This window comes from Paenibacillus tarimensis (assembly GCF_021532315.1).
Lineage (GTDB): Bacteria > Bacillota > Bacilli > Paenibacillales > Paenibacillaceae > Paenibacillus_I > Paenibacillus_I tarimensis.
The window spans coordinates 1-17,691 of record NZ_JAKGAO010000025.1; the positions used below are offsets into that span (position 1 = coordinate 1).

Genomic DNA, 17,691 nt, shown 5'->3' on the forward strand with positions numbered 1-17,691 from the left:
AGAAACAAGACAAAGCCCCGAAGTGGGGCTTTGTCGACAGTCTGGCCGCTGTCTTTCCAAGACAGCGGTTTTTTAATGCTTGCGAACCTCGGATATTTGAACAATTATGTCTGATTTTTCATTACTCTCTAATTTTGTAATCGTTTACAATACGATCAAGACGGAAATTCATGTCACGCTTCTGTAACAATTGGAGAGCCAACCGCCTCCATCATGCCGCGCGTGCATGAGGGACAGCCTTTACCTGCCCGTTCAGGCTGTCTCCCGTCTTTTGCTTATTTCATGCTAAAAGGAGGGGAATTACAACCTTCAGGCTTTCGTCCGTCCGCTGTTCAAAACGAATATTTTAAGGGAGGAATGTTTATGTTCAGCCGTTTGTCATCTCCTTACCGCTTGACTGCAAAGTTGCTACTGGCGGCCGCAGTTGCATTGGGTGCACTTCCGTTGTCCGCAGCAGATCCTGCTGCGGCAGCCTCTGCCCGCCAGATGGAGAAGCTGAGCCGCGGCCTGGTCGCCGTTAAGGTTAACTCCGGCGTATTCTTAAGCTGGCGGCTGCTCGGCACCGAAACCGCCTCTACCGCGTTTAATGTGTACCGGGGAAGCACGAAACTGAACAGCAGCCCGATTACCGGCAGCACCACCTATACCGATCCGCAGGGCAGCACGTCATTAAGCTACACGGTACGGGCTGTTGTGAACGGCCAGGAGCAGTCTGCCTCCTCCGCCGTTTCGGTATGGGGGCGACAGTATCTGGATATTCCCGTCCAGAAGCCAGCCGGCGGTACAACGCCTGATGGTGTAAGCTACAGCTACTATCCGAATGATGCAGGTACAGGCGACCTTGATGGCGACGGCGATTATGAAATCGTGCTCAAATGGGAGCCGACCAATGCCAAGGACAACTCGAAGAGCGGCTATACCGGTCCCGTCTATCTGGATGCGTACGAACTGAACGGCTCCCGCCTGTGGCGCATTAACCTGGGACGCAATATTCGTGCAGGAGCACACTATACGCAGTTCCTCGTCTATGACTTTGATGGAGACGGCAAAGCTGAGGTTGTCTGTAAAACCGCTGATGGAACTGTCGATGGAACAGGCGTTACAATCGGCAATGCCAATGCGGATTACCGGAATTCGGCGGGCTATGTCCTGGATGGCCCTGAGTATCTTACCGTATTCGCCGGTGCTAACGGACGCGCTCTTACAACTGCCAACTATGAACCTCCGCGCGGCAAGGTCTCCGATTGGGGGGACAGCTATGGCAATCGTGTTGACCGTTTCCTTGCCGGGGTTGCCTACCTTGACGGGGTGCGGCCCAGCATCATCATGGCCCGCGGCTATTATACGCGCACCGTACTTGCCGCTTACGACTGGCGGGGCGGCCAGCTGACCAAGCGCTGGATCTTCGACAGCAGCAGCCCGGGCAATTCAGCCTACGCCGGTCAAGGCAACCACAGCTTAAGTACGGCAGATGTGGATAACGACGGCAAAGACGAAATCATCTACGGTTCAATGGCGGTCGATGATAATGGAAGAGGCTTGTATTCAACCGGCTTGGGCCATGGCGATGCCATGCATGTAAGCGATTTCAACCCAGACCGTCCCGGACTGGAGGCTTTCCAGGTGCACGAGTCGAAGAGCGCACAGTACGGTGCTGAGATGCATGACGCAGGTACCGGCCGCATCGTCTGGGGTGTGCATACTGGCACAGATACCGGCCGCGGCATGGCGGCAGACATTGATCCCCGCCACAAGGGCGCCGAAATGTGGGCCTCTGGAGGAGTAGGTCTGCATACGGTCCAAGGCGTACGGATCAGCACTGCTGGCCCCAGTTCCTATAATTTCGCCATCTGGTGGGACGGCGACCTGCTGCGTGAGCTGCTTGACCACAACTGGTCCGGCTCCAGCGCCACCGGAGTCGGCAGAATCGACAAGTGGAATTATAGCAGCCAGCGCCTTAATACCATACTAACCGCTTCAGGCACCAACTCCATTAATCATACGAAGGGAAATCCAAGTCTGCAGGCCGACCTGCTCGGTGACTGGCGTGAAGAGGTTATCTGGCCGCGTTCGGACGGCAATGCGCTCCGGCTGTACACGACAACTGCCCCAACCTCCCACAAGCTGTACACCTTAATGCATGATCCGGTGTACCGGCTCGGTATCGCCTGGCAGAACACCGGGTACAATCAGCCGCCGCACACCAGCTTCTACCTTGGCGAAGGCATGACGGCACCCGGCCAGCCCAATATTTTTACCCCGTAATGGACATGAAGGGGGCTGTCCCATAAGTCATTGCGACTTAAGGGCCCCCCTTCTCCCATCTCCATAACAATTCCTTACCGCAGCGACTTCGGCAGCTTAACGGCGGTAAGCTTGCCCGGTGTCTGAATGATGATGATGCCATCTGTCTTCAAGGTAGGCGCATATTCCATTGCTCCCGTTCTTACCTGGAATAACGATTGGCCGGACGTCAGATCCATCCCGTGCAGTATACCGTTCTGCTGGCCTCTGAATAGTCCCTTACCGTAGATATCGATTTGCACAGGCACCCCTTCTGCCCGCAAATCAATTTTCTGGCCGTTTACCGTCTTCACGCCCGTCAGCTCACCCGTTTCAATGTTCCGGTACATGAGCCGTTCCTGCACAATCCCTACCAGCTGCAGCATGTTGTCATATGGGTTGGTGAAGGTGCGAACCGGCTTTGAACCTTCCTTGTAGCTCATAAAATCATATACAGCGATCCTGTCACCTTGCTCGATGTAGAGAGTATCCCCCTTAAGCAGAACCTTACCCGATACATGCGTGTAAGGAGGCTCACCCTCCAGCTTCCAGCTGTATACCCGCTCACCCTTCTTCACTCCGGTCTTCAGGTTAAAAGTATTGATCACGACACTCTGTTCCGGCTTATCTTCCTCCAGCATGGAGCTGTCATAAATAGAGTAGACCAACCCATTCTCAACCTTGAGCCCTTCCCCCTGAAGAAAATGTCCCCACAGCTTCTTGCCAGTCTTCTTGTCAAAGGCATCAAGCTGAACCGATGTAATCGCGCCCTGAATCATAAAGGTCCGAAGCACAACCCCGTCCGCTTCAACGAGATAATCAGTGCCATTGCCTTCGGCCATTGGCTCATTGGCCGACCAGCGCAGCTTGCCGCTAGCTGCATCAAAGGCAAAGGTCATACTTCCCTTAATCACATAAATGGTGTCCCTCGCCGGGATAATCGCTTCAGTCCGTACCCGCGTGTCAATCCAGGTGGATTCCTTCGATATCCACTTCTGCTTGCCGGTCTTGGCATTAACGGCATACAGCATGTGTCCGCTCGTAAATCCGTAGACGGTTCCTTCACCATACGCGACCATCGGCACCAAATCCTTACCATAGGTCCACATGCGCTTGCCGCTTGAAGCGTCCCACGCAGCCAGCTTCCCGCCGGTGAAAGCAAAGACCCTCCCATCCTCCGCCGCCGTTTGTGGAACTGGTCCATACTGCATTTCATGGTTCTTATAATTATCGACCTGGGCGGTCCATACAGGTTTAATGACGGGTGAAGAGTGTGTAAGCCCTGGATAGGTATGTCTCACCGAAATATCAGCCTGCTCAGCCAGGGCCGTACCCGGCAGCATCGTTATGCCCGCCTGAATCAGCAGAATGCCTGCCGCAGCACCCGCCAGCAGCGTTCTAGCCCACAACCTCTTGCACTTGTTCTTCTTATCGCTTGTCACAGATGAATGCTCATTCATATTAGCGCCTCCATTCTTATCTAGCGGTACCTGCCGCCAATCATTTGACGCCCTGTCCAAGCGGAAGGTTTCATTACCGCGGCTCTGAAGCTACATAACCCGCTTCGCAGCGGCATATATAATGAGGAATACGTAGTTGAGGGGGATTATACAATGGATAAAATGGCAACTACTTTGGGTCCGATTGTGCAGCCGCTGCAAATCGGGTATCAGCCGGCTGCCGGAACCGTGATCGGCGCTGTCCCGGTTGTGCCACAGCCCCACCACTATGGGCTTAGCTATGAACCTGTTTTCGTCGACCATCTAAGCAGGCATACCGGCCAGCGAATTGGTGTCGTGACGATAGCAGGCAGGGTGGAAGGAATATTGAGCGGCGTGGCTGTCGATCATATTCAACTGGATGTGGGAGGCAAAGCATTACATATGCGAATCGCCCAACTCGTATATTTTGAGGGGCTGCCCATCACTTACGAGCATCCTGCGGGTCCCGGCCTTCAACCATAACAATCCGTAGAAGCAGCTGTACTCCGGCCGGCAGGCATACGTAGGAAACAAGCAAAGGGAAGCAGGGCGTAAGGACGCCACGCTTCCCTCTGGTCTTTCTTTATGTAATAGGCATGCGCCTCACATCTCTTAGCTGGAAGTGCACTTCGCAGATAAGCTGATCCGGTCTCTTCCTGCCTGCTTGGCAGCATACAAGGCCTCATCCGCCAGGTAAATTAACTGCTCTGATACAGGCGCTTCTGCGGAGTCGACAGACGCCACCCCTATACTTAGGGTTACGAAGCTGCTGACCGGTGATGCCGAATGCGGAATTTGCAAGGAGCGAACTTCCCTTCTGACAAGCTCGGCTAGCTCCATGGCCGTCTCTGCAGACGTGTTATCCAGCACCGCCACAAACTCCTCGCCGCCATAACGCGCCACCTTGCAGGTATCATGATGGAATACGGAAGCCATTACTTGCGCAACCTGCCTCAGGCAGTGATCTCCCGCAATATGACCATAGGTATCGTTGAACTGCTTGAAGTGATCCACATCAATCATAACAGCCGAAACAGGACCAGCTGCCTCTCCCCCCGAATACCTGCTGCAGCCGAGAAGCTCCTCCAGAAATCTGCGGTTATACATTCCCGTAAGCGAGTCCGTATAGCTAAGCATACGGAGCTGATCGGACATCCGGTCAAGCAGGCGGTTCTTGTGCCGGAGCTCAATCTCCGACATCACCCACTGACTAAATTCCACAAGCAGATCCGTATCCGCCTCCGCCCACTCCCGAGTCTCCCCATCCATGAGAAACAGACTCCCGAGCACATTGCCCCTGGAGGAAACCAGCGGGACTCCCGCATAGAAGCGGACCGTATATTTTTGCAGCAGATCATTATGCTTAAATCTTGGATCCTCAAGCGCATTATGTACAATGAACGGCTCTCGGTAGGCCACCACATATTGGCAAAGCGACACCTCACGTTTAGTGGAACGGGCTTCTTCCAGTTCAGGAGGCAGTCCCAGACAGGATTTAAACCACTGCTTGTCCTCTGTTATCAGGGATATGGCACAAGCACCTGTACGAAAGACCCGCTGGATAATCCGGGTTATACGATCAAATGATTCCTCAGGGAGGGTTCCGACAAGATCCAGTTCTCTAAGCTCTTGAAGCCGGCTCTGCTCACCCGGCATTAACGTATAATCAATTTTCTCACTGTCCATAGACGATACATGCCTCCTTGCTGCCAATACCTGATTTTAGCATAAACCAGCCCCTTCGCCCGTTAAAATTTCTCCAAAGTCTATACTTTTTGTCTGCTGCTGTATAGTAGCTATTCGTCAAGCCCCGAGAAAATCATTAGACCATTTTGTCGAACAGGCCCGTATAACACCGCAAACATCCTGCCTAAAGCCCATCGGAATTGCTCGTTGCTCATGGTATGGTAATGGAAAGTGGAAGGAGTGTGCAGTTTGGCCAGGAAATTTTCTCGAAAACAGTTTGTTACCCTGCTCGGTGTGGCCGGGGCCAGCTTTCTGGGCGGGAGGTTCTTCCCCTCCGGCGCAATGCTCCCGGACACGGACATAGAAAGTGAGAGCATGGTTTATGCCAAGAGCTCGAATGCTGCTGATGAGAACAGTTCAAATGCGGTCTTAAAGCTGGGCAGAAGACTCTCCAAGGAGAAGACAGATGATGGACGCTTGCAGCGGGCAATACGCCAAGCACTGTCGTATCCGTACGCGGTTATTCAGCTGGAAGCTTCGGAGCTTGTTCTAACCCGTACCGTCAAGATAGATGTCTCCCGTTTTGCCGTTGCAGGTGTGGGGACTGTACTGAACTTTAAAAAGCTGCGTGATGCGACTGCCATTCACCTGTTTGCCTCTGCCGACTATATGAAGCAGTATCAGAACACGCATGTAGCCCTTCACGGGGTTACGCTTAAGGCCGCCAGCCAGCAAGACAGCCCGCTCAAAGGGACAACCGGCCTGCTCATTGGCGACTCCAAGTTCCCAAACAATTCCATGTTTGAGGTATCGGATGTTAATCTAGAGGGCTTCGCTTACAATATCCGGTTTACGCATAATGCCTGGCGGGTTAACTTCGTACGGGTCATCAGCCGCTGGGGAGCTCACTATGTGCCGCAGGAGCTGAAGAATATGGGAGAGAATATCAGCTTTGAACGCTGCGCGTTCTTCGATAACGGTGCCCATTGGGAGATCGGGACAGGCACCTTCCATTTTCACATGACCTCGTTCAATAACTCGAATATTACGGTCAACGGGGATGCAGTCGTCACCCTTGAGCAGTGCCACCTGGAACGGCCGGGAAGTAAAGCCTCAAAGTCGCACCGAATTCGTATCGAGCATCCAGGCGCCTCCGTGCATGTAAATAATTCGGTCATCGTCCCTCCCGGCGAACAGGTGGATGAGTTCCTCGATACGATGTTTTATGTCACAGATGACAACACGCAGCATGGCCTAACCCTTCATAATATCCGTCTAACGCCCTCCAGCAATTACTTGCCCTTCAAAAGCATGGAGCAAAGCGGCGGCGGACGGCAGCTGCTGGTAAGCGGCAGAGGTCGTGTGCAGGCGGACGGCCTCTCCATCGGCAACCACTCCAACAGCTTCGCAGTGGCTGAATCGTTAAACCTGATTTATAACGGGAATGCAAGCAAAAGCACGGATGGCTGGTTTGTCACAGAGGGCTCGTCGTTTGCCGTTGATCTTGCGGAGAAGAAGTTTGGCGGGGGCTCCTTCAACCTTTCCTCCACAGCCGGGACCACCTCCAGCGTATACCAGGACTTCCCCGTTACGCCTCAGAAGCTGCTGTGCGGACAGCTGTGGAGAAAAGTGAGGCTGACCGGCAGCGGCCGTGCCGAAGTTGATATCAAGTACTTTAATTTTGCGGGGCAAACCATCGATACGGCCATTTATACGAAGTATGAAGTGTCTAGCAATTGGGAGAACAAGAGCACCAATTTCTTCTCCGTTGTACCTCCGGGAGCCTGCAGGGCGCGGCTTATTCTTCGTGCGGTCTGTGATTCAGGACAAGTCGACTTCTGGCTGGATGATATCATTATTAATGTGGTCTAAGGAGCCGTCTAGGAAAGCCGCCAAAATCTTAACTGTTTCTACAGGATATTCAAGATGCGGATAGTGGCCGCTCCCCGCCAGGACGATCTTCCTCGAGTCCGGAAGCCGGTTAGCTAACAGCTGACAGGCCTTTCTGTTGAAGGGATGGTCATTCCCTGCTTCGATTATCATCACCGGCTGCCTGACCTCCTCAAGCCGTCCAAGCGCGTGAGGCTGCAGCGGCTTTGCAAGCGTTGGACGGCTGCTGTAGAATACCTTATTCGCTGTGTACATCTCCAGCAGCTTCTGCGCCCGGCTCTCGTTACGCGGTATGAGGTAGCGCCAAAATCTGCTGTTCATAAACCGCCGGGCAGCTTTCTCTATCCCCACCCGGTTCACCCGCAAGTAATCGGCCATGCCCTCCCACTGCATGCGCAGCGGATACTTCATGCCGTGAATTGAAGGAGCGACAAGCACAAGCTTGCTCACATATTCCGGATGTGCCAGTGTAAAATCGATGGCTGCTGCTCCCCCGAAGGAAGAAGCGGCAATATGTGCCTTGCGGATGCCGAAGTAGTCGAGAACGGACTTGATATCCTCATAGTAGGAAAATGGCTCTGAAGGGGCTGCGCTTTCTCCATAGCCGCGCTGGTCATAACGGATAACGGTATAGCTTATGGCCAGCCGTTCTGCAAGCTCATCCCAAACCGTCATGTTCGAATAGCCGCCGTGCAGCAGCAAGAGCACTTCTCCTTCTCCCTTTACCACTGTTCTTAGCTTCGTGCCGTTTACTTCACAGAATCCGTTCCACTCCATTAGCGACCCACTCTCCCTCCCAATAATTGCAGGGCTTCCCTGCACCAGCTGAGTCTGGCCTCCGTCGAGACAATCCCATAGCGTAGCGTGAGCAGCCAGGTCGGGAACTCTCTTGTCTCAGAGGCGGCCTTCAAATCTTCCTCCTGCAGCTTCAAAATATCGAGTCGCTGCTGCAGCTCCATCTTCTCCTGACGGAGAAGCCCCATGATAACCTCGTCTTCCTCCATCCCCGCGAACGATACCTTTAGCAGCAGTTCATCCCGGTAATTAATTGGATTGACAGGTTCGGACAGCCATGACCGAAACACCTCACGCCCCTCATCCGTTAAGCTGTAGACCTTCTTCTGCCGAGGATGGCCGGTTACACGCATCTCGGCATACCCCTTGCTCACCGCTTCCTTCAGCATGGGGTAAATCTGTCCGTAGCTCTCGCTCCAGAAATACCTCAAGGATTCGGTGAACTGCTTCCGGATGTCATAACCGGTTTGCGGGCCCCTCGTTAATATCCCGATAATGGCAAACATCGTGTTGTTCTTCCTGGCCAAATAAACACCCCGCTTGTTAATATATCTAATAGATATATCTGTTAGATATATCTTAGTCAGAATTTCCTCATGTGTCAACTACTTTCTCTACTGCATAAAAAAGACAGCCTGCATGGCAGGCTGCCTCACTCGATCCTTGCCTCAGGGCACCTTGTCTTCAGTTCATACAGAAACCGATCTTCATCCAGGGGCGAGATGTGAACAACGTCATACTTGTTGTAGTAGAGTTCGATTCTTCTGCGGGAGGTTGCCGCGCTTGCAGCCCATGAGCGAACCCGGCTGGCTGACTTCACCCTGCTGTATGGAATAACCTGCCTCATCGGTCCCGAACGAACGACAAGCTCCGATTCTTCCATCACGTAATACGTCCCCACCCAGAGCCAGGCCGTAAACAAGGCGAATCCCAAGCATGATATCAATAGAACCGCACTGCCCACAGGACCCGGACCGTCAAGGAAATAAGGGGACAAACCCGACAACACCAAAATTAGAACGCTTGACCAGATAACCGCTCCCAGCCATCCGTCTCTTCTCGGCACGAACTTCACAGCACCATCTCCTTTGGAAGAATGGGATTTAACCATCTGTATAATAGTGTACTTAATCCCCATGATACCGTCGACTTTCATTTTACTTACATTTACATTGCAGCCATGACAAACATGCATACGACGCAAAGGCCGTATGCATGTTGGCTCTTCTTTATTTGGCGCTGTCGTACCACTCGTTTACTTCCTTGGTAATCTGCTCGCCTCCGGACTTCTTCCAGTTCTCCACCATCGTGTCAAATGCGTCAAGCGGCTGCTGGCCGTAGATGATCTTGTTGTAGGTCTCATTCAGCAGCTTGTTCAGCAGCTCATTCTTGCTCTGCATCGTCTCAGTCAGCGGCCCCATATAATAGTTCTTCATCCGGATGTCCTTCTGGTCCATCACGACCTTCATGGCGTCAATGTTTTCCTGGGGACGGGTATTCGCTTCCTGCTTCTCGTAAGGCGTCTCAGGCTCCGCCCCCTCCGCCAGCTTCACTAGCGACTCGGCATACAGGGTCGGAATCCGCGCTCCCTCGAAGGTAAGCGTGTAATACAGCGGGGGAGCAGTCTGGCCCTTCAGCCCCGGGAATTCCTCCGGATACTTGGCAATATCGGCTGTAACGGTGCCGTCATCCAGGACGGCGTAATCGTAGCCCTCCGCAAAGCCGTTAGCAAACTCACTCCCCGGCTGCGGGTTGGCCGTGTTGTCGAAGAACCAGTTGTAATAATGCAGCACAGCCTCCGGATGCTTCGCATTCTTGTTAATGAACAGGTAACCGTTCGCCGGCGGATTGCCGCTGCTTGCATTTAACCGGCCCGTGCATGACGAACGATCCGCTACCCCGACCTCCTCCGCCTGCCAAGCATCCCGCGCATGACAAAGAACAGGTTAGCCGGGCGCTCTGCAATCCGCCTGGTAAAATAAGCGTACCACTGTTCGCCGAAGGGCGTGTAAACCCTAACCTTATAGCCTTCCTTTCTCAGCTCATCCTGAAGGTCCTCTGCAATGCCGTACAGCATTTGGTACTCACAGCGGACCGGCTTGCCTGAGCCGGTTCGCTTCACCTTCTTCAGCCGCTCAATAATCTTCCGGTCATGTGTGGCAATCGCCGTATAACAGCCTGCCCGCAAGTGCGCCTCTGCCAATGCAATGTACTGCTTGTCGACCTGCTTCTTATCCGTAAATGCGACATCGCCCGGCTCGCTGTAGGCCCCTTTTACAATGCGCAGATTCGCATCCAGCTTCTCCAGGCGCTTCCTGTCCCTCGCCGTACGGTACAAGTAGGATTGAATGACGACGCCTACATGATCGCCGCCGTGACGATCCCGGAGGCGTTCATAGATCTGCAGCGTAACCTCGGTAACCGAACTATCCTCCATATCAATTCGCACGAAATTACCCAGCTCTCTTGCCCTGCCCACTATCCGGTCCATCAGCTCCATGCAGTACTCTTCATCCAGCAGCAGTCCAAGCTGCGTCAGCTTGACGGATACATTGGAATCCAGCCTGTGTGCATGAATGGCCTCGAGCGTCCGCAGCACCACCTCCGCCGCCTCCGCCGCCATCTCCCTGCTGTCCACACTCTCTCCCAGATAATCCAGCGTTGCTGCAAGCCCCCGTTCATTCAGCTCCTTGACCTTATCTACCGTACCTTCCAGCGATTCTGCCGCCACAAATCTCCCAGCGCCTAGACGCATGCCGTATGTTGTAACAAATCCCTTGACCAGCCGGCTTCCCGTCACCGTCAGAATTGCTTTGCGAAACAATAGCACACGGCCCATCCGCTCGCCCCCCCTGGTTCATTCTGTGCGTTCTCACCCTCACCGTATTGTATGCGCCCAGACGGCCGGGTAAGCCCACCTAACCCTGCTTCAACCAAACATTAAACTGCAACAAACCTTCTCCCCTCTGCGTCTGTGATTATTACCGGATTGATACTGAGAAGGGCTTCGAGCTGCGGGAACGACAGAGGCCGCCGGGAGATTTGTTGTCCCGGCGGCCTTCGCTGTTTTGTATTTGTGGGATCATAATTCTATGTCTCTGTCGTATACTGATAATAGAGTCATAGACCTTTAGAATCTGAAAGGAATGAAGCCTGACGATGAATTTTGCTTCCAGCAAGGACAACCCTATCGTACAGTATTATATCGTGAACCATGATTTAGGCATGTCAGCCGGTAAAATTGCCGCTCAGACTGCGCATGCCGCAACCACTCTTACCCTGCATACCCTGCTGAATGACAAGGGAAGCAGCCAGGAGCTGTTCCGTGCCTGGCTCGAATCAGGGCAGCGCAAGATTGTCCTCAAAGCTAGGACCGATGAACTCACAGAACTTGCCAACAACGGGTACCTGGCCATCCGTGACGCCGGGCATACCGAGGTTCCGTCAGGCTCCCTGACAGTTGTCGTGCTGCCTCCGATGCTGAAGAGCGAGGCGCAGAAACTGACCGGCCGCTTCTCGCTGCTGTAACACGTTTATCTTAAAGCTTGCTCCCGATATAAGCCGAGAGGCCGGCCAGCAGGAAGAAGATAACGGCCAGCAATGCTGACCAATTAACAATCTTCCTCTTCAGCTGCCGGTCCTGCGGGTCTTCTGTCCGGTACTGGCCCTGTTCACGGTCTACGCTCGGGAACCCCCTCAATGCAAAACCCGATACCACCAAGCAAGCGAAACCTGCATAAATCAGCCATTGAACCACCTGTTGTGCTCTCCTTCCACGTAATGTCTGTCTGTTCAATACCTTACCATGAAATTTTAAGCGATGCATCCTTCGCAGCACGGAAACATTAATCATTTCTAACGATGATAATAGTTTGATGGAACGGGATACGGTTATATCTATAGAGAGCAAGATATTCCTTACTCTGGGAAGGAGGTTGTTCCGATGCTGAAGATGAAATGGACAAAGCTGTCGCTGACCGCCGTCATGAGTGTATCACTTGCTTTCGGTGCGGCCGCTTGCGGCAATGCTGATAACGATGTTACGCTGGACGGTCCAGACACACAACCGGACACAACGGTTGAGATGAACGAAAACAATACGCTGGCTGAGTAATAACATGTTTGCAGACAGACAATCACCGCCTTAAGACGGTTTTGCTGCCTGTTATATCACCCCCTCTGCTATATGCAAAAGGCACTTTTATTCCGGAAACGGAACAAAGGTGCCTTTTGTCTTAGCTGCTGCCCATTTCAGCTGTACCCCGTCATACGTCCATACCGGCTGTTGTGCCTCCACATATGCTGTGTTGAGAAGTGAGAGCTTCTAACTTTAAGGAATGGAGTGATTCTCAAATGGCATACGGAGCAGGCGTAGGTGCAGGTTGTGCCCCAGTTGGCGGTGCTGGTCTGTGGACATCGACTGGTGCGATTCTGGTTCTGTTCATTCTGCTGGTTATCATCTCCCGCGCATTCGTAATCTAATGCAAGCGAACTAAACATTTTTTAAAAGAAGGCTGTCCCCGGCAGATTCCTGCCTGAGACAGCCTTCTATTCTTGGAGTTTGGCTTTCTTCCTTACTTCCTGCCGTAATCCGCTTTGATTTCACCCCACAGGTGGGTCTGCCACTTCAAGATCTTGTTCGGGTAGGTGTGAGTCCGCAGCCATTGCTCAGCCTTATCAATCAGGAACCAGATCTCCCGTGTCGATTCATCCCGAGGGAGTGTGGTAGCCACCGCCTTCTGCTTGACCCACTTCATCGCATTAACAGAATCGCTGTACACCGTCTTGCTGCTGCCGCGTTCCTTAAGATATTCCAGCGCATGCACAATAGCCAAAAATTCACCGAGGTTGTTGGTTCCCTTACTGACCGGTCCGTAAGCAAACAGAACCTCCCCGGTACGTGTATCAACACCCTTGTATTCCACAGGCCCCGGATTGCCGCGCGTCCCGACATCGACCGAAATGCTGTCGTAATCGATCTCACCAGCTTCCTCCAGGGTGACAGCCGCCGGCCGCCTGAAGCTGCCTGCAGAACCGCTTCCGCTCTTGGCTCCCCCTTGTCCCCAGTGGGCCCCGGCCCCTTCCTTGAAGGCCTTCTCTGCCTCAGCTTGCGAGCTATAGGATTTAAACTTCGCCTGCGGAAACTTGTTAACCTGCTTTTGACAATCCGCCCAGCTTGTATAGATGCCTGGCTTATGGCCGGCCCATACGACATAATATTTATTCTGCGCCATTAAGTTGTTCGGCTCCTTTTATTCCCGGTTGCGGTCAATACCGCTTCTGACCCGTCTGCTCCCATCATTGCCAATAGTCCTGCAGCCCATCCGCAATGGCTGCTGCCGCCTTGCGCTGGTAGGACGTCGTTCGAGCCTGCGCTTCATCCCGCTCATTAGTGAGAAAACCAAGCTCCACCAGTGCAGATGGTACGGCATTTTCCCGCAGAACATGGTAGTCGCCATATGCGATGCCATTGCTCTTGATACCCGTATCTGCCTTGGAAAGCCGGGTTTCGATTGCCCTGGCAAGCTGCTCATCCTTATCTTCCGAGTAATAGAAGGTTAATGTTCCTGATGTATTCTTCGGAGATGAATTATAATGAATGCTTACGAAGGCAGAAGCGCCTGAGGCTGAAGCCAGCCCCGCCCTCTCGGCTAGAGACGGCTTGCCGTTGTCGCTTGTCCGCGTCATGACTACTTTAGCCCCTCGGGCTCTTAACTCTTCTGCCAGATACATAGAGGTGGACAGATTAATTTCCTTCTCTACGGTCTCATATGTAGTGCCGATCATGCCGGGGTCACTGCCGCCGTGACCAGGATCGACCACGATCGTCTTTCCTCTAAGAGATCCTGAGGAAGCGCCCCCTGTTAACGAGGCAGTGGTTACAGCCAAGCCGGCAGATGTACTGCCCAGCGTCACAAAATCTGCTGCCACCCATCCCTCTTCATCCGCTCCTGTGCGTATCTTAAGCCAGCCGTCACGGCTTTCCAGCACGATCAGAAGGTCTCCCTTCTTCACGCCGGTAACAACCCGGTACCCGAGTCCCGGACCCGACCGGACACGCAGCGTATTCGCTGTAACGGTCGCGCTTGTCCTGCTGCTGACAGCCGCCGCTGCGGACGGCTTACTTCCTCCTGAGGCGGTTGTCACGGCTGCTGTTTGAACTGCGGCCCCGCTAACCTTCTTGAGATAATACCCTGCTACCCATCCGGTTACATGCTCATTCGTAACATTCATCCACCCATGCGCTTCCTTGGTCACTCTCACCAAGTCGCCACTGTTCAGCTTCCCGACAACCTCAGCGCCCTTGGCCGGTTCACTGCGTACATTGAGTGAATCCGCATAAACCTTATACAGAGTGCCCGTTGTTCCTGCTGCGCCGAACGAAGACCAAGTTAAGCTCACAACTACGTATACAACAAAGACTGTCAACATGAATGCTCGCATAATTACCTCGCTTTGTTGGTAGAATGTTCTATCATTATATCAATCTTGGCCTCAGGGTCAAAAGGTTCCTAGATTCCAATTGACCAAATTCCCGGGAGAGAAGGCAAAAAAAAGAGAACGGCCCTTCTGGAATTAACCAGAATCGACCATTCTCTAATCGGCTTCAGCAAAAATGATTCGCTTAGGGCTCTATCCCCCACTTCAAGCTCCCGGAAATATAGACGGTTATCCTGGATGCATCAACGTGGCTCGCAGCAGTCCCGTTAAAGGAATAATCGTCGGTCTGGGTGTAGGAGCCCCAATCATTCTTGGCGACACGCAGCTGGATATCGATTGACTGCCCTGGGGCAAGACTGCCCGCTCCGCTTGTAAATCCGATCTCCAGATAAGTATCGGCTCCTGTCTTGGGCGAGGCCGGCTTCACGAACGCCCCTGTGATATTGGCGCTGTCCACATGAGACCAGTCAACATACATATTCTGAGGCTTATCGCCGTTAACGGTGTAATAGTAGCGCAGCTTCACATTCGACAGCTGCAGGCTGCTCGTTCCTGTGTTCACCAGCTTCAGCTTCGGATCAAGTGCATTGACAGCAGCGGCCGTACTTCCGTTATATGACTGCACCTTCAGGCTGCCGCTGTCCGCCGGAGGCGGAGTCGTTCCTCCTCCGCTGCCGGTTGAATCGCTGACGGTAATGACAAGTTCCGGATCGGAACCGGCGCTAAAATCAAATACGAGTGCAGTCGTGCCAACCGGGCGCTGTGCCAGATAGCTCTTCTTCAGCGTTACCGTGGAACCCGAGACCGCATAATCCGTTCCGGCGGCAAGTGCGGTGCCGCTGTGCCGTATGGCTTGCAGCGTATTTCCGTTAAGTTCCATCTGCACCTGAATATCGGCCTGTTTCGCGGTATTCTTGTCAAAGCTTGCTGCTCCTGGTGTTATTGTGGCGTTGGTCGGCGTGCCGCCTGTTGTAACTACTACCGGCAGCTCGACCGTTCCAGACGGCCACATTTCGAAGGTTACCGTAGCATTGCGGTCAAACATGTTCGCGAAATCCTTGCGAAAGGTAACTGTACTCTTATTATCATACGTATAGTCGCCGCCCCCTTCCAGATACTTCGTCCAATTGTTCACCTTATCTACTGGCTGGCCTGTCTCATCGACCGCCCACGCATGCTTGATCTTCATGCCGTTATAGTTGAACGGCACCACCAGATCACCGGTAAACGGCTGTGACTTATTAATGACAAGCGGCTGTACTGTGGCGGTCTTATAACGAATGACGTTGACCTCGTTATCCGCGCCCTGGCTGAACTTGAAGGTCAGCACCGCCTGCTGGCCAAGCTTGCTCGCATCCAGAATTTTAGTCAGATAACCTGCCTTCAGAGTAAAGGTTGTGCCGCTTACCGTGTAGTCCGTACCGCGCGTTAGCCTGGATGTGCCATTGTAGACATCCGTCAGTGTATTGCCGTACAGATCGAGCTGTGCTGTAACATCGGTTACCGCACTGCCTTCACGGATATAGAACTCGCCCGGCCAAACGAAGGAATTCGGGATGCCCTGCGCGGCATTTAGAATGTACTTGATATAGTTATCCGGCTTCATCTTCAGATTCACACGGTCAAAGCCGCTATTCCAGCCATCATCCCAGAACATCGTGGTAATGCCATTCTTGTAGGCTTCCTTGTTCACGTTATCCATGAAGAAGCGTGCTTCAGGCCAATAGACAATATCACTCATCATCGCGTACTCGCCTAGAATAACAGGAATACCCTTTGCCACATATTTATCATGCAGCTGCTTGAAGATGCCGGCCACGCTCGCTCTGTTCTCCGGTGTATTCCATACCGGCATATTCCAGCTGTTCGAGGCAAACTGATACGGATAGTAATGAACCGTCACTGCCACATTCGGATCATTCGGAGCTGTGAAGGATGCCAGCATTTTCTCCGGATCATTCCATTCGCCGCATACAACAACGAGCCGCTTGTCATTGTAACCGCCTGAGCTCCGGATCAGCTGCAGAATATCGTCGTTAATCTGCATCATCTGGGCCGATGTCTGATGCGGCTCGTTCAGGATTTCGAACACCAGCTTCTCGCTCTTGTTTTCAAACCGGTCTGCGATCTGGGTCCACACCTTCTTGAACTTTTCCATGCTGGCCGCATCGCCCGGCATCTTGTCCGCCCATTCCCAGGAGTCATGATGGACGTCCAGCATGACATAGAAGCCCCGTGCAAGCGACCAGTCCACTACCTGCTCAACACGGTTCATCCAGACCGGGTCAACTGTGTATGTCGGTGCAGGGCCAATATGAGCTGTCCATGTCACCGGCAGACGGATGCTCTTGAAGCCGGCGCTCTTCACCATATCAAGCGTCGGTTCATCTACAGGAAGGTTATTCCAAGAGCCTTCCGTAGGAATCGCATCCAGTGTATTACCGAGGTTCCAGCCCGGCATCATCTCCGACACTAGCTGCATGCGCGGCTTCTCCTGGAAAGCGGCAGCCTGCACGCTCTGTGACTGAGTGCCTTGGTCCTGTGCGGATGCAATGGAACCAAAAAGCGTAAGCAGCATGGCTGCCGCCATAATGACAGGCAGGCATTTCTTGTTCTTCATCATCATTCCTCCTAATTATGATATTGCTGTAGTTTGGACGGCTATCCCCGAATTCGTCGCTCTGCTGTACCGCCTCCTCACTCTTGATTATGGTCGGGTATCCCGACAGCCTAGAATGAATACGCTTTCATAGTAACATGTAAGCGTATTCCGCCAATACCTGCATAATTACACATAATTTCATGAGGAAATTACAGTTTTACCATTAAAGAGGTACCCTCCTCCCTGGCATCGGCAGATTGCCTTTCACCAGAGGCAGCCCTGCATATGGCGCATACTCAAATTGAAACGAAGCATACCAGGGGAAAATAGTGATATAAATTCGGAAGTGAGGCGGGCAGTGAACCTGTGTTGTAACCTCCTAAGAGTTTAATTTATAATAAAACAGCGATAGTCTAGACTGTAGTTCCAGTCCAGGACTATCGCTGTTTATATTCTCCTGACCAGTCAAAAAGCTGCGACAATTAGCGCCGGATCAGCACATTCACTCTGCTG

At 52.9% G+C, this 17,691-nt stretch carries 17 protein-coding genes; 6 read left to right on the top strand and 11 right to left on the bottom strand.

The features are described 5' to 3' along the window. Positions 1-363 precede the first annotated feature (363 nt). The gene (locus L1N82_RS18975; RefSeq protein ID WP_407946782.1) at positions 364-2,265 is read left to right on the top strand and encodes a rhamnogalacturonan lyase; all 1,902 of its coding nucleotides are present in this window, start codon (positions 364-366) and stop codon (positions 2,263-2,265) included. 74 nt (positions 2,266-2,339) lie between these two features. Here the strand turns inward: L1N82_RS18975 and L1N82_RS18980 are convergent, their stop codons facing one another. Next, entirely contained in the window at positions 2,340-3,743 is a 1,404-nt protein-coding gene (locus L1N82_RS18980; RefSeq protein WP_235289037.1) for an outer membrane protein assembly factor BamB family protein, read from the bottom strand. Positions 3,744-3,896: 153 nt separating this feature from the next. On the opposite strand from L1N82_RS18980, the gene L1N82_RS18985 reads away from it, so the two are divergent. Continuing rightward, positions 3,897-4,247 carry a DUF2642 domain-containing protein gene (locus L1N82_RS18985; RefSeq protein WP_235289038.1) on the top strand — a complete coding sequence of 117 codons (351 nt, stop codon included), beginning with the start codon at positions 3,897-3,899 and terminating at the stop codon, positions 4,245-4,247. A gap of 129 nt (positions 4,248-4,376) precedes the next feature. Here the strand turns inward: L1N82_RS18985 and L1N82_RS18990 are convergent, their stop codons facing one another. Continuing rightward, positions 4,377-5,450, bottom strand: a complete 1,074-nt coding sequence (locus L1N82_RS18990; protein WP_235289039.1) for a sensor domain-containing diguanylate cyclase — start codon at positions 5,448-5,450, stop codon at positions 4,377-4,379. A 249-nt stretch (positions 5,451-5,699) separates the two neighbouring features. On the opposite strand from L1N82_RS18990, the gene L1N82_RS18995 reads away from it, so the two are divergent. Continuing rightward, complete coding sequence (locus tag L1N82_RS18995; protein ID WP_235289040.1) at positions 5,700-7,322, top strand: carbohydrate binding domain-containing protein; 1,623 nt, start codon at positions 5,700-5,702, stop codon at positions 7,320-7,322. On the opposite strand, the gene L1N82_RS19000 is transcribed toward L1N82_RS18995, so the two are convergent. From L1N82_RS19000 to L1N82_RS19020, 5 genes are all read right to left on the bottom strand, one after another. Continuing rightward, positions 7,272-8,117 carry an alpha/beta fold hydrolase gene (locus tag L1N82_RS19000; RefSeq protein WP_235289041.1) on the bottom strand — a complete coding sequence of 282 codons (846 nt, stop codon included), beginning with the start codon at positions 8,115-8,117 and terminating at the stop codon, positions 7,272-7,274. The genes L1N82_RS18995 and L1N82_RS19000 overlap by 51 nt on opposite strands. Further along, complete coding sequence (locus L1N82_RS19005; RefSeq protein WP_235289042.1) at positions 8,117-8,662, bottom strand: PadR family transcriptional regulator; 546 nt, start codon at positions 8,660-8,662, stop codon at positions 8,117-8,119. Before L1N82_RS19005 ends, L1N82_RS19000 begins: the two co-directional genes overlap by 1 nt. A gap of 125 nt (positions 8,663-8,787) precedes the next feature. Beyond that, positions 8,788-9,273, bottom strand: coding sequence for a PH domain-containing protein (locus L1N82_RS19010; RefSeq protein WP_235289043.1), 486 nt, complete (start codon positions 9,271-9,273; stop codon positions 8,788-8,790). 91 nt (positions 9,274-9,364) lie between these two features. Next, the gene (locus tag L1N82_RS19015) at positions 9,365-9,928 is read right to left on the bottom strand and encodes a type 2 periplasmic-binding domain-containing protein (RefSeq protein ID WP_235289044.1); all 564 of its coding nucleotides are present in this window, start codon (positions 9,926-9,928) and stop codon (positions 9,365-9,367) included. A gap of 101 nt (positions 9,929-10,029) precedes the next feature. Continuing rightward, entirely contained in the window at positions 10,030-10,974 is a 945-nt protein-coding gene (locus L1N82_RS19020) for a proline dehydrogenase family protein (RefSeq protein ID WP_235289045.1), read from the bottom strand. Between the two features lie 320 nt (positions 10,975-11,294). Between L1N82_RS19020 and L1N82_RS19025 the strand changes: the two genes are divergently transcribed. Beyond that, a complete protein-coding gene (locus tag L1N82_RS19025) occupies positions 11,295-11,663 on the top strand; it encodes an aminoacyl-tRNA hydrolase (protein ID WP_235289046.1) in 369 nt (122 codons plus the stop codon). A 10-nt stretch (positions 11,664-11,673) separates the two neighbouring features. On the opposite strand, the gene L1N82_RS19030 is transcribed toward L1N82_RS19025, so the two are convergent. Continuing rightward, complete coding sequence (locus L1N82_RS19030; protein WP_235289047.1) at positions 11,674-11,892, bottom strand: DUF5316 domain-containing protein; 219 nt, start codon at positions 11,890-11,892, stop codon at positions 11,674-11,676. A 186-nt stretch (positions 11,893-12,078) separates the two neighbouring features. On the opposite strand from L1N82_RS19030, the gene L1N82_RS19035 reads away from it, so the two are divergent. Together L1N82_RS19035 and L1N82_RS19040 are read left to right on the top strand one after the other, a co-directional pair. Then, positions 12,079-12,249: a hypothetical protein gene (locus tag L1N82_RS19035; RefSeq protein WP_235289048.1), complete on the top strand. Its 171-nt coding sequence runs from the start codon at positions 12,079-12,081 to the stop codon at positions 12,247-12,249. Positions 12,250-12,488: 239 nt separating this feature from the next. Further along, positions 12,489-12,617 (top strand): YjcZ family sporulation protein, encoded by a 129-nt coding sequence (locus L1N82_RS19040; protein WP_235289049.1) that lies wholly within the window; start codon positions 12,489-12,491, stop codon positions 12,615-12,617. 92 nt (positions 12,618-12,709) lie between these two features. Here L1N82_RS19040 and rnhA read toward each other — a convergent pair whose 3' ends face one another. The 3 genes from rnhA to L1N82_RS19055 form a co-directional block, all read right to left on the bottom strand. Continuing rightward, positions 12,710-13,369: a ribonuclease H gene (gene rnhA / locus L1N82_RS19045; protein ID WP_235289050.1), complete on the bottom strand. Its 660-nt coding sequence runs from the start codon at positions 13,367-13,369 to the stop codon at positions 12,710-12,712. 64 nt (positions 13,370-13,433) lie between these two features. Further along, positions 13,434-14,567, bottom strand: coding sequence for an N-acetylmuramoyl-L-alanine amidase (locus L1N82_RS19050; protein WP_235289051.1), 1,134 nt, complete (start codon positions 14,565-14,567; stop codon positions 13,434-13,436). Between the two features lie 193 nt (positions 14,568-14,760). After that, on the bottom strand, positions 14,761-17,196 hold the full coding sequence (locus L1N82_RS19055; protein ID WP_235289052.1) for a X2-like carbohydrate binding domain-containing protein: 2,436 nt from the start codon (positions 17,194-17,196) through the stop codon (positions 14,761-14,763). Positions 17,197-17,691 lie beyond the last annotated feature (495 nt).

Excerpts from the sequence above, each read along its gene's own strand:
- L1N82_RS18975 (WP_407946782.1), top strand. The coding sequence starts at position 364 with ATGTTCAGCCGTTTGTCATCTCCTTACCGCTTGACTGCAAAGTTGCTA.
- L1N82_RS18980 (WP_235289037.1), bottom strand. The coding sequence starts at position 3,743 with ATGAATGAGCATTCATCTGTGACAAGCGATAAGAAGAACAAGTGCAAG.
- L1N82_RS18985 (WP_235289038.1), top strand. The coding sequence starts at position 3,897 with ATGGATAAAATGGCAACTACTTTGGGTCCGATTGTGCAGCCGCTGCAA.
- L1N82_RS18990 (WP_235289039.1), bottom strand. The coding sequence starts at position 5,450 with ATGGACAGTGAGAAAATTGATTATACGTTAATGCCGGGTGAGCAGAGC.
- L1N82_RS19000 (WP_235289041.1), bottom strand. The coding sequence starts at position 8,117 with ATGGAGTGGAACGGATTCTGTGAAGTAAACGGCACGAAGCTAAGAACA.
- L1N82_RS19010 (WP_235289043.1), bottom strand. The coding sequence starts at position 9,273 with ATGGGGATTAAGTACACTATTATACAGATGGTTAAATCCCATTCTTCC.
- L1N82_RS19020 (WP_235289045.1), bottom strand. The coding sequence starts at position 10,974 with ATGGGCCGTGTGCTATTGTTTCGCAAAGCAATTCTGACGGTGACGGGA.
- L1N82_RS19025 (WP_235289046.1), top strand. The coding sequence starts at position 11,295 with ATGAATTTTGCTTCCAGCAAGGACAACCCTATCGTACAGTATTATATC.
- L1N82_RS19035 (WP_235289048.1), top strand. The coding sequence starts at position 12,079 with ATGCTGAAGATGAAATGGACAAAGCTGTCGCTGACCGCCGTCATGAGT.
- L1N82_RS19040 (WP_235289049.1), top strand. The coding sequence starts at position 12,489 with ATGGCATACGGAGCAGGCGTAGGTGCAGGTTGTGCCCCAGTTGGCGGT.
- rnhA (WP_235289050.1), bottom strand. The coding sequence starts at position 13,369 with ATGGCGCAGAATAAATATTATGTCGTATGGGCCGGCCATAAGCCAGGC.
- L1N82_RS19050 (WP_235289051.1), bottom strand. The coding sequence starts at position 14,567 with ATGTTGACAGTCTTTGTTGTATACGTAGTTGTGAGCTTAACTTGGTCT.
- L1N82_RS19055 (WP_235289052.1), bottom strand. The coding sequence starts at position 17,196 with ATGAAGAACAAGAAATGCCTGCCTGTCATTATGGCGGCAGCCATGCTG.